Genomic DNA, 10,789 nt, shown 5'->3' with positions numbered 1-10,789 from the left:
TGATCAGCGCCCTCTTCCTTCTATGGTCACGCATGGGCGCCGTTCTGTTCAACCCGTCACTCCGACTGATCTACCTGTTCGAGACGCGCGGCGCGCTCGGCGAGCTTGGCCTCCCGCTGCCGGATCTTGTCCTCGCGCTCGCGGGCCTTCTCCGCCTCCTTGAGCAGCCGCTCGCGCTCCTTCAGCTCGCGGACCCGGGCCTTCTCCGCCTCCTTCAGCTCGCGCTGGCGGACCTTCTCGGCCTCCTTCAGCTCGCGCTCGCGGGCCTTCTCCAGCTCGCGCAGTTCCTTCTCGCTGCTCGGGCGTGGCTTGGGCGGGGCGGCGGCGCGCGCCCGGGTGGCGGCGCTGAGGGCCGGGTCGGGGTTGAGGCCCCTCAGGCCGTTCCACGCCAGGTTGACCAGGTGGGCCGCGACCTCCTCGCGGCCCGGCTTGCGCACGTCGAGCCACCACTGCCCGGTCAGCGCGACCATGCCGACCAGCATCTGGGCGTACATGGGGGCGGACTTGGGGTCGTAGCCCCTGGCCGCGAACTCGTCGGCGAGGACGTCCTCGACCTGGCTGGCGATCTCGCTGATCAGGCTCGCGAAGGTGCCGGTGCCCGAGGCGGCGTGCGAGTCGCGGACCAGGATGCGGAAGCCCTCGCTGCTCTCCTCGATGTACTGGAGCAGCGCGAGGGCGGCCCGCTCCACCTTGATCAGGGAGTGGGAGGCCGCCAGCGCCTCGGTGATCATCGTGAGCAGCTTCTGCATCTCGCGGTCGACGACCACCGCGTAGACGCCCTCCTTGCCGCCGAAGTGCTCGTACACCACGGGCTTGGACACCTGCGCGGTGGCCGCGATCTCCTCGATAGAGGTCCCGTCGAACCCCTTCTCCGCGAAGAGGGTGCGGCTGATGCGGATCAGCTGCTCTCGGCGCTCGCTACCGGACATGCGCCTGCGAGATCGGGGTTCGGTCACAGGATCCATAATGACGGCCACGCTCCCGTGGCCGCTCGCCGGATCTGTCTGGTCAGGCAATCCGCTTCGCCGCCAGGCGCTCGGGGGTCGGCCAGCGCACGTCGTGCACCCAGCCCAGCCGCTCGAAGATCCTGATCAGGCCGGCGCTCAGGTCGATCTGGCCCTTGAGCACGCCGTGGCGGGCGCAGGTCGGGTCGGAGTGGTGCAGGTTGTGCCAGGACTCGCCGAAGGACGGGATGGCCAGCCACCACACGTTGCGGGACTTGTCACGCACCTGGAAGTCCTCCTCGCCGAAGACGTGGCAGATGGAGTTGATGGACCAGGTCACGTGGTGCAGCAGGCCGATGCGGATCAGGGAGCCCCAGAAGAACGCGGTCACCGCGCCCTGCCAGGACCAGGTGATGAGGCCGCCCAGCACCGCGGGGAGCAGGATCGAGGTGAGGGCGAGCGCGCCGAACCACTTGTGCAGCTTCATCACGTCCTGGTCCTTGCACAGGTCCGGGGCGTACTTCTCGCGGTTGGTGCGCTCGCTCTCGAACAGCCAGCCCATGTGGGCGTAGAGCAGGCCCTTGGCCATGTTCTTGAAGCCCGGGCCGAAGCGCCACGGCGAGTGTGGGTCGCCCTCCTTGTCGGAGAACTTGTGGTGCTTGCGGTGGGTGGCCACCCAGTCGAGCACGGACATCTCCAGCGACAGGCTGCCGGCGATGCCCAGCGCGATCTTCATCGGGCGCTTGGCCTTGAACGAGCCGTGCGTGAAGTAGCGGTGCAGGCCCACGGTGACGCCGAGGCCGGACACGACGTAGAAGACGAAGGCGATGGCGATGTCCGTCCAGCCGAGACCCCATCCCCAGGCGAACGGCACGGCCGCGGCGACCGCGACGAGGGGAAGCCCGACGACCAGGCCGAAGGTGACGAGTTCTGCGCGGGATTTCGGCTCGGGCTCGAAGTCGGGCTTGGGTGCGGGGGCGGGACGCTCGGCGAGAACGGTCATGGGCGACCTCCAACAGCATGTTTGAGGATGAATGTCCGGGCTACGCAACCGTAACCTACGCCATCGTAGGTTAGGAAGTCCTGTGCCACGGATGGCGGAGAAGTGACGCTCTTCCCCGTAAGGTGGGTGGGAATCACCGCTTGTGGTGGTTGGCGCGGTCTGTTATAAGAAGCGGCGCTGCTACCTGCGCGGATGGTTATTTGCGGCGCGAGGTCGGGCCAGGGCTCGCTATCGTAGGAGTGTGTCGGACGCCACGTGTCCGATCTGTCCCGGATCGTCTAATCGGCAGGACAAGTGGTTTTGGTCCACTTTGTAGGGGTTCGAGTCCTCTTCCGGGAGCTTTGAGGTCAGACCCGGCGGGATCGTCCGGGGGGCGGGCAGGTATCCTCACGGTGTCGGGAGGGTAGCGGTGCGGTAGTCGTACAAGAGCCGTACCAATGGCCCTGATCGTCCAGTCACAGGGAGCCTCAGTCCGTGAGTGTGCCGCGCCCGGCAGCCGTGATCGTCCTCGCCGCCGGCGAGGGCACCCGGATGAAGAGCCAGACCCCGAAAGTCCTGCACGAGCTGTGCGGCCGCGCGCTGGTCGACCACATGCTCGCCGCCGCCCGCGAGCTCGGTCCCGAGCAGCTCATCGTCGTCATCGGCCACGCGCTCGAGCAGGTCGGCGGCCATCTGGCCGCCACCAGCCCCGACGCCCGCGCCGTCGTGCAACGCGAGCAGCGCGGCACCGGCCACGCGGTCCGCACCGTGCTGGAGGAGGTGGGCACGATCTCCGGCACGGTCCTCGTCACCTACGGCGACGTGCCGCTCCTGCGCACCCAGACCCTCGCCGCGCTGCTCGACCGGCACGCCGCCGACGGCAACGCGGTCACCGTGCTGACCGCCGAGGTGCCCGACCCGACCGGCTACGGCCGGATCGTCCGCGACGAGTCCGGGGCGGTCCTGGAGATCGTCGAGGAGAAGGACGCCACGCCCGGGCAGCGGGCGATCAAGGAGATGAACTCCGGCATCTACGCCTTCGACGGCGAGCTGCTCGCCGACGCCGTCAAGCGCGTGTCCACGAACAACGCCCAGGGCGAGGAATACCTCACCGACGTCCTCGCCATCCTGCGCGGCGACGGCCACCGGGTCGGCGCCTGCGCCGCCGGCGACCACGTCGAGGTCGAGGGCGTCAACGACCGCGTGCAGCTCGCCGCCGCCCGCAAGGTGCTCAACAGGCGCCTGCTGGAGGGCCACATGCGCGCCGGGGTCACCATCGTCGACCCCGACAGCACCTGGATCGACGTCGGCGTGCGGATCGCCGCCGACGCCGTCGTCCACCCCGGCACCCAGCTCCACGGGGAGACCGTCATCGAGGCCGGCGCCGAGGTCGGGCCCGCCACCACGCTCACCGGCACCCGCGTCGGCGAGCGGGCGGTCGTCCGCAACGCCGTCTGCGACCACGCCGACATCGGCCCCGAGGCCAGCGTCGGCCCCTACGCCTATCTGCGGCCCGGCACCGTGCTCAAGCACAAGGCCAAGGCCGGCACCTTCGTCGAGATGAAGAACGCCACCGTCGGCGAACGCTCCAAGGTGCCGCACCTCACCTACGCCGGCGACGCCACGATCGGCGACGACGCCAACATCGGGGCGTCCACCGTCTTCGTCAACTACGACGGGGTCAACAAGAGCCACACCACCGTGCGCGACGGGGCCTTCGTCGGTTGTGACACGATGCTCGTCGCCCCGGTGACCGTCGGCGACGGCGCCTACACCGCGGCGGGCTCGGTGATCATCGACGACGTTCCCCCCGGCGCCATCGGGGTGGCGCGAGCGCGTCAGCGCAACATCGAGAAATGGGTCTTGCGCAGGCGCGCGGGCACCAAGTCGGCCGCAGCCGCCGAACGCGCGGTGGCGGAGCGAGAGCAGCAGGAGAATCAGCAGTGACCAGCATCAAATCGCCCGGCGAGAAGAACCTCATGCTCTTCTCCGGCCGGGCCCACCCGGAGCTGGCCGAGGAGATCGCCCGGCACGTGGGCGTCTCCCTCACCCCCACCAAACTCATCGACTTCGCCAACGGCGAGATCTACGCCCGCTACCTGGAGTCGGTGCGCGGCTGCGACGCCTTCGTGATCCAGAGCCACACCGTCCCGATCAACCAGTGGATCATGGAGCAGCTGATCATGGTGGACGCGCTCAAGCGCGCCTCCGCCAAGCGCATCACCGTGGTCATGCCCTTCTACGGCTACGCCCGCCAGGACAAGAAGGGCCGCGGGCGCGAGCCGATCACCGCCCGCCTCATCGCCGACATGTTCAAGACCGCGGGCGCCGACCGGCTCATGTCGATCGACCTGCACACCTCGCAGATCCAGGGCTTCTTCGACGGACCGGTCGACCACCTGTTCGCCATGCCGGTCCTGGAGAACTACCTCAAGAACAAGCTCGACCTGGCCAACACCACCATCGTCTCGCCCGACACCGGCCGCGTGCGCCTGTCGGAGCGCTGGGCCGACACGCTCGGCACGCCGCTCGCGTTCATCCACAAGCGCCGCGACCTCGACGTGGCCAACCAGGTCAAGGTCAGCGAGGTCGTCGGCCGCGTACGCGGGCGCACCTGCGTGCTCATCGATGACATGATCGACACCGCGGGCACCATCTGCAAGGCCGCCGACGCCCTCTACGAGCAGGGCGCCACCAACGTGATCGTGGCCGCCACCCACGCGGTCTTCTCCGACCCGGCCGTCGACCGGCTGAAGAACTCGCGCATCAGCGAGGTCATCGTCACCAACACGCTGCCGTTGTCGCAGGCCGGCAGGTTCGACAAACTGACCGTGCTGTCCATCGCGCCGCTGATCGCGAGGGCCATCACGGAGGTCTTCAAGGACGGCTCGGTCACGAGTCTGTTCGAGGGCGACACCTGAGCCCTATAAACTGAACAGGTTGCGCTCGTAACGCCTTCCGCTAGGGCGGGTGAGGGAGAGCGCCGACGACCTGTTCGATTCCCCGCCGCATCCCTAGGAGATGTCGTGTCCGAAGTACGTATCGCAGCCGAGCCGCGCACCGTGTTCGGCAAGGGCGCAGCCCGCAAGATCCGCCGTTCCGACAAGGTGCCCGCCGTCCTCTACGGGCACGGCATCGACCCCAAGCACCTCACCCTGCCGGGCCACGAGGTCCTGCTCGCGCTCCGCACGCCCAACGTGCTCATCCGGCTCAAGGGCGAGGGCGTCGACGAGCTGGCGCTGCCCAAGGGCGTCCAGCGTGACCCGATCAAGGGCTTCATCGAGCACGTCGACCTGCTGCTGGTCAAGCGCGGCGAGAAGGTGACCGTCGAGATCCCGGTCACCACCGTCGGCGACGTCAACAGCGAGGGCCTGCTCGACCTGCAGCTCACCGCCGTCCCGGTCGAGGCCGAGGCCACGCACATCCCGTCCGGCGTCGAGGTCGACGTCGAGGGCCTGGCGGTCGGCGCCTCCGTCACCGCCGGCGACCTCAAGCTGCCGGAGGGCTCGTCCCTCGCCACCGACGCCGAGACGGTCGTCGTCCAGGTCATCGCCAAGCCGACCGAGGCCGTCGAGGAGGCCGAGGGCGAGGCCGCCGAGGGTGAGACGGCCGAGGCCGCCGCCGAGGGCGAGAGTGCCGAGGCCCCCGCCGCCGAGTGACGCGTTCCCTTCGTGAACGGGGCGGCCGGATCCGAGCCGTCCCGTTCCGCCGGTAAGAGGTGCATATGGACCGCTGGCTGATCGCCGGCCTGGGCAACCCGGGGCCCGAATACGCGGGCAACCGGCACAACGCCGGCTTCATGGTGCTCGACGAGCTGGCCGCCCGGGCGGGCGGGCGGTTCAAGGCGCACAAGAGCCGGGCCGAGGTGTGCGAGACCCGCGCCGCCGTCCTGGCCAGGCCGCTGACGTACATGAACCTGTCCGGCGGGCCGGTCAAGGCGCTGTCCGACTTCTACAAGATCGGCCCCGAGCGGCTGATCGTCGTCCACGACGAGCTGGACGTCCCCTACGGCGCGCTGCGCGCCAAGCTGGGCGGCGGCGACAACGGCCACAACGGGCTCAAGTCGATCACCAAGGTGCTCGGCACCCGCGACTACCTGCGCGTGCGCTTCGGCATCGGGCGCCCGCCCGGCCGCATGGACCCGGCCGCCTTCGTGCTGAAGGATTTCGCCACCGTCGAGCGCAAGGACCTCCCCTTCCTGGTGGACCGGGCGGCCGACGTCGTGGAGTCGCTCATGGCCCGCGGCCTCGAGGTCACCCAGAACGAGTTCCATCGGGCTGATCTGCACATTTCCGGCCCTCCTCGCTGATGCCCGCATAAGGCCGTTCGCCGGTCAGGCGTCCTCCGCGCCGCTACAGTCTGTGACTGTCCGTTCCAGAATGGTCACCCGGAGGAAAGTGCCTTGCGCGGCCATGGTGAGAGTCTCATGACCGTCGGCTCCGGTCACGTCGTCTCGCGGCGGGGCAACCCGCGCGCGCCGGGCTGGGTGCACGCCTACCGGATCAAGGCCGTGGCCGCCGATCTGTGCGGTGCCGGCATCGGGTCCGCGGTGGCCTTCGAGGTGCGTTTCGGTGGGTTCACGCCTTATGTGGTGCCGTACGTGCTGGTGAGCCTGGCGCTGCCGATCGTCTGGACGCTCGCGGTGGCGCTGCACCGGGCGTACGAGCCGCGCATGATCGGCGTCGGTTCCGAGGAGTTCCGCCGCGTCCTGCAGTCCGGCCTCGCCCTCACCGCCGGCACCGCCATCGGCTCCTACGCCACCAAGACCGACATCGCCCGCGGTTACGTGGTGCTCGCGCTGCCCCTGGTCACCCTGCTCTCCCTCGTCTTCCGCTACGCCCTGCGCCGCGGCCTGCACCGGCGCCGCGCGGGCGGCGGCTGCATGCGCAAGGTGGTCGCCGTCGGGCACGCCGCGTCGGTCGCCGAGCTGGTCGCGCTGTTCCGCGCCGAGCCGCACCACGGCCTCCACGTGGTGGCCGCCTGCCTGCCCGAGAGGGTGCCGGGCGACGTGGTGGCCGACGTGCCGGTGGCCGGCGACCTCAGCGACGTGCCGATCGCGGTCGACCAGTTCGACGCCGACACCGTGGCCGTGCTGGCCTGCCCCGAGATGGACGGCCAGGCGCTGCGCAGGCTGGCCTGGCGGCTGGAGAGCACCCGCACCGAGCTGGTCGTCGCCCCCGCCCTCATGGACGTCGCGGGGCCGCGCACCACGATCCGCCCGGCCGCCGGGCTGCCGCTGCTGCACGTGGAGCATCCCGAGCTGACCGGGGTGCGGCAACTGCTGAAGAACGTCTTCGACCGCCTGGTGGCCGTGGTGCTGCTGGTGCTGCTCGCCCCGCTGCTGGCGGGCCTCGCCATCGCGGTCCGGGCCACGAGCCCCGGTCCCGCGCTGTTCCGGCAGACCCGGGTGGGCCGCGGCGGGCGGCTGTTCACGATCCTGAAGTTCCGCACCATGCGGCGGGGGTCGGACCAGCAGAAGGTCACGCTGGTGAGCGACCGCGGCGGGCTGCTGTTCAAGATGCGCAACGACCCGCGGGTGACGCCGCTCGGCGTCCGCATGCGCCGCCACTCGCTCGACGAGCTGCCGCAGCTCATCAACATCGTGCTCGGCCACATGTCGCTCGTCGGGCCGCGCCCTCCGCTGCCGGAGGAGGTGGCGCGTTATGGTGACGACGTGCGGCGGCGGCTGCTCGTCCGGCCCGGGCTGACGGGGCTGTGGCAGGTAAGTGGTAGATCTGACCTATCGTGGGAGGAATCGGTCCGGCTGGACCTGCGTTACGTGGAGAACTGGTCCCTCACCCTGGACCTGCAGATCCTGTGGAAAACCTGGTCGGCCGTCGCCCGCGGGCAAGGAGCATATTGATGACGATTCGCGACGACCACGCCGTCGCCGCCGACCTGGCGAACGAAGCAGGCGAGAGACTGCTGCAGGTCCGCCGGCGCCTGGGGTTCGACGACGCGGCCGCGCTGAAGGCCGAGGGCGACCGGAGCTCCCACGTCTTCCTCATGGAGTCGCTGGCCCGGCTGCGGCCGAGCGACAGCGTGCTGTCGGAGGAGGCCACCCGCGAGGAGCGGCTCGACCCGCGCCGCCTGGCCGCCGAGCGGGTGTGGATCGTCGACCCGCTCGACGGCACCCGCGAGTTCTCCGAGGAGGGGCGCGCCGACTGGGCCGTGCACGTGGCGCTGTGGGAGCGCGGGCGGCTGACGGCGGGCGCCGTGGCGCTGCCCGCGCAGGGCCGTACGCTCACCACCGCCGAGCCGCCCAAGCTGCCCGCGTTCAGCGGCGGGCGCTTCCGCATCGCGGTGAGCCGCACCCGCCCGCCGGAGTTCGTCCAGAAGCTCGCCTACCTCGCCGGCGCCGACCTGGTGCCGATCGGCTCGGCCGGGGCCAAGATCTCCGCCGTGCTGACCGGCGAGGTGGAGGCGTACGTGCACGCCGGCGGCCAGTACGAATGGGACTCCGCCGCCCCGGTCGCCGTCGCGCAGGCCGCGGGAGCCCACGCGAGCCGCGTGGACGGCGCCGCGCTGGCCTACAACCAAGCCGACCCGTCACTACCCGATATTCTGGTTTCCCTACCGGAGCTGGCGACATCTCTGCTCGCCGGGATTCGGGACCTGCACCGCTAAACCGCCGGAGGAAGCTCCCATGCTGCAGCGCGACTACACAACGTCGCAGCTCGACGTGCTCGAAGCCGAAGCGATCCACATCATGCGCGAGGTGGCGGCCGAGTTCGAGCGCCCCTGTCTGCTCTTCTCCGGCGGGAAGGACTCCATCGTCATGCTCCGCATCGCGGAGAAGGCGTTCTGGCCCGCGGCCATCCCGTTCCCGCTCATGCACGTCGACACGGGCCACAACTTCGACGAGGTCATCGACTTCCGCGACCGCCGCGCCGGCGAGCTCGGCGCGCGGCTCATCGTGGCCAGCGTCCAGGACTCCATCGACCAGGGCAGGGTCGTGGAGGACACCGGGCGGCGCGCCTCGCGCAACCGCCTGCAGACCACCACGCTGCTCGACGCGATCGAGGAGCACGAGTTCGACGCGGTCTTCGGCGGCGCCCGCCGCGACGAGGAGAAGGCCCGCGCCAAGGAGCGGGTGTTCTCCTTCCGCGACGACTTCGGCCAGTGGGACCCGAAGAACCAGCGCCCCGAGCTGTGGAACCTCTACAACGCGCGCATCCGCAAGGGCGAGCACATCCGCGTCTTCCCGCTGTCCAACTGGACCGAGCTGGACGTCTGGGACTACATCCGGCGCGAGGGCATCGAGATCCCCTCCATCTACTTCGCTCACACGCGCAAGGTGTTCGAGCGTGACGGCATGCTGCTGCCCGACTCCGAGGTGGTCCAGCGCGGCGAGGACGAGCCGCTGTTCGAGGCGGTGGTGCGCTACCGCACCGTGGGCGACATGACCTGCACCGGCGCCGTGCAGTCCCAGGCCGCCACGGTCGAGGAGATCATCGAGGAGATCGCGGCGACCCGGATCACCGAGCGCGGGGCCACCAGGGCCGACGACCGCTCGTCCGAGGCCGCCATGGAGGACCGCAAGCGAGAGGGCTACTTCTAAATGGACATTCTGCGCTTTGCCACGGCGGGAAGCGTCGACGACGGCAAGTCCACCCTCATCGGACGCCTGCTCTTCGACTCCAAGGCGATCTTCGAGGACCAGCTCGAAGCCGTCGAACGCACCTCCCGCGACCGGGGCACCGAATACACCGACCTGTCGCTGCTCACCGACGGCCTGCGCGCCGAGCGGGAGCAGGGCATCACCATCGACGTCGCCTACCGCTACTTCGCCACGCCGCGGCGCAAGTTCATCATCGCCGATACCCCGGGCCACATCCAGTACACCCGCAACATGGTCACCGGTGCCTCCACGGCCGACCTGGCGATCATCCTCATCGACGCCCGCAAGGGCGTGCTGGAGCAGTCGCGGCGGCACGCGTTCCTGACCTCGCTGCTGCGGGTGCCCCACCTGGTGCTGGCGGTCAACAAGATGGACCTCGTGGACTACGCGCAGGAGCGCTTCGAGGAGATCAGGGAGGAGTTCACGGCGTTCGCCTCCAAGCTCAACGTCTCCGACCTGACCTTCATCCCGATCTCCGCGCTCAACGGCGACAACGTCGTCTCACGCAGCGAGAACATGCCCTGGTATCTCGGCACCTCGCTGCTGCACCACCTGGAGAACGTGCACATCGCCTCCGACCGCAACCTGACCGACGTGCGCTTCCCCGTCCAGTACGTCATCCGCCCCCAGCGGGCCACCGACCACGCCTTCCACGACTACCGGGGCTACGCCGGCCAGGTCGCGGGCGGCGTGCTCAAGCCCGGCGACGAGGTCGTGCACCTGCCCTCCGGGCTGAGCACCCGCATCGCCTCCATCGACACCTTCGACGGGCCGGTGGAGGAGGCGTTCCCGCCCATGTCGGTGACGCTGCGCTTCGAGGACGACCTCGACATCTCGCGCGGCGACATGATCGCCCGGCCCAACAACCAGCCGAACGCGGCGCAGGAGCTGGAGGCGATGGTCTGCTGGATGGCCGACGGCGTCAAGCTGTCGCCACGGTCCAAGCTGACGATCAAGCACACCACCCGTACGGCGCGGGCGCTCGTCCGCGACCTGCACTACCGGCTCGACGTCAACACCCTGCACCGCGACGAGGAGGCCACCTCGCTCGGCCTCAACGAGATCGGCCGGGTGTCGCTGCGGGTCACGCAGCCGCTGTTCGTTGACGACTACGCGCGCAACCGGCTCACCGGCGGCTTCATCCTCATCGACGAGGCCACCAATGGCACGGTCGGCGCGGGCATGGTGCTCGACGCGCGCTGAAGGTAGATCTTTTGTGCGTTCCGTGACCGGTTGATTACA

10 protein-coding genes and 1 tRNA gene are annotated in these 10,789 nt (G+C 69.7%); 9 read left to right on the top strand and 2 right to left on the bottom strand.

Translation table 11 applies throughout. The features are described 5' to 3' along the window. Positions 1-56 precede the first annotated feature (56 nt). The gene (locus Nocox_RS37655; protein ID WP_020545218.1) at positions 57-929 is read right to left on the bottom strand and encodes a TetR/AcrR family transcriptional regulator; all 873 of its coding nucleotides are present in this window, start codon (positions 927-929) and stop codon (positions 57-59) included. A gap of 79 nt (positions 930-1,008) precedes the next feature. Next, the gene (locus Nocox_RS37650; protein ID WP_020545217.1) at positions 1,009-1,947 is read right to left on the bottom strand and encodes an acyl-CoA desaturase; all 939 of its coding nucleotides are present in this window, start codon (positions 1,945-1,947) and stop codon (positions 1,009-1,011) included. A 267-nt stretch (positions 1,948-2,214) separates the two neighbouring features. Between Nocox_RS37650 and Nocox_RS37645 the strand changes: the two genes are divergently transcribed. The 9 genes from Nocox_RS37645 (at position 2,215) to cysN (ending at position 10,750) form a co-directional block, all read left to right on the top strand. Further along, positions 2,215-2,286, top strand: a tRNA-Gln gene (locus Nocox_RS37645). 135 nt (positions 2,287-2,421) lie between these two features. Then, the gene (gene glmU / locus Nocox_RS37640; RefSeq protein WP_026214774.1) at positions 2,422-3,873 is read left to right on the top strand and encodes a bifunctional UDP-N-acetylglucosamine diphosphorylase/glucosamine-1-phosphate N-acetyltransferase GlmU; all 1,452 of its coding nucleotides are present in this window, start codon (positions 2,422-2,424) and stop codon (positions 3,871-3,873) included. A gap of 32 nt (positions 3,874-3,905) precedes the next feature. Then, entirely contained in the window at positions 3,906-4,847 is a 942-nt protein-coding gene (locus Nocox_RS37635; protein WP_246649922.1) for a ribose-phosphate diphosphokinase, read from the top strand. 105 nt (positions 4,848-4,952) lie between these two features. After that, positions 4,953-5,585 carry a 50S ribosomal protein L25/general stress protein Ctc gene (locus tag Nocox_RS37630; RefSeq protein WP_020545214.1) on the top strand — a complete coding sequence of 211 codons (633 nt, stop codon included), beginning with the start codon at positions 4,953-4,955 and terminating at the stop codon, positions 5,583-5,585. A gap of 65 nt (positions 5,586-5,650) precedes the next feature. Next, complete coding sequence (pth, locus tag Nocox_RS37625) at positions 5,651-6,235, top strand: aminoacyl-tRNA hydrolase (RefSeq protein ID WP_020545213.1); 585 nt, start codon at positions 5,651-5,653, stop codon at positions 6,233-6,235. A 117-nt stretch (positions 6,236-6,352) separates the two neighbouring features. Further along, positions 6,353-7,789 carry a sugar transferase gene (locus tag Nocox_RS37620; protein ID WP_020545212.1) on the top strand — a complete coding sequence of 479 codons (1,437 nt, stop codon included), beginning with the start codon at positions 6,353-6,355 and terminating at the stop codon, positions 7,787-7,789. Next, on the top strand, positions 7,789-8,553 hold the full coding sequence (locus Nocox_RS37615) for a 3'(2'),5'-bisphosphate nucleotidase CysQ (protein ID WP_020545211.1): 765 nt from the start codon (positions 7,789-7,791) through the stop codon (positions 8,551-8,553). The genes Nocox_RS37620 and Nocox_RS37615 overlap by 1 nt, the downstream gene beginning before the upstream one ends. A 19-nt stretch (positions 8,554-8,572) precedes the next feature. Further along, positions 8,573-9,487 (top strand): sulfate adenylyltransferase subunit CysD, encoded by a 915-nt coding sequence (cysD, locus tag Nocox_RS37610; protein WP_020545210.1) that lies wholly within the window; start codon positions 8,573-8,575, stop codon positions 9,485-9,487. Next, positions 9,488-10,750, top strand: a complete 1,263-nt coding sequence (gene cysN, locus Nocox_RS37605) for a sulfate adenylyltransferase subunit CysN (protein WP_020545209.1) — start codon at positions 9,488-9,490, stop codon at positions 10,748-10,750. Positions 10,751-10,789 lie beyond the last annotated feature (39 nt).

Origin of the sequence: Nonomuraea coxensis DSM 45129, assembly GCF_019397265.1 — a bacterium.
Classification (GTDB): Bacteria; Actinomycetota; Actinomycetes; order Streptosporangiales; family Streptosporangiaceae; genus Nonomuraea; species Nonomuraea coxensis.
This window is presented reverse-complemented; position numbering and strand designations above follow the sequence as displayed.

Coding starts and splice junctions, on each gene's coding strand:
- cysD (WP_020545210.1), top strand. CDS start 8,573: ATGCTGCAGCGCGACTACACAACGTCGCAGCTCGACGTGCTCGAAGCC.
- Nocox_RS37620 (WP_020545212.1), top strand. CDS start 6,353: ATGACCGTCGGCTCCGGTCACGTCGTCTCGCGGCGGGGCAACCCGCGC.
- pth (WP_020545213.1), top strand. CDS start 5,651: ATGGACCGCTGGCTGATCGCCGGCCTGGGCAACCCGGGGCCCGAATAC.
- Nocox_RS37655 (WP_020545218.1), bottom strand. CDS start 929: ATGTCCGGTAGCGAGCGCCGAGAGCAGCTGATCCGCATCAGCCGCACC.
- Nocox_RS37615 (WP_020545211.1), top strand. CDS start 7,789: ATGACGATTCGCGACGACCACGCCGTCGCCGCCGACCTGGCGAACGAA.
- cysN (WP_020545209.1), top strand. CDS start 9,488: ATGGACATTCTGCGCTTTGCCACGGCGGGAAGCGTCGACGACGGCAAG.
- Nocox_RS37635 (WP_246649922.1), top strand. CDS start 3,906: ATGCTCTTCTCCGGCCGGGCCCACCCGGAGCTGGCCGAGGAGATCGCC.
- Nocox_RS37650 (WP_020545217.1), bottom strand. CDS start 1,947: ATGACCGTTCTCGCCGAGCGTCCCGCCCCCGCACCCAAGCCCGACTTC.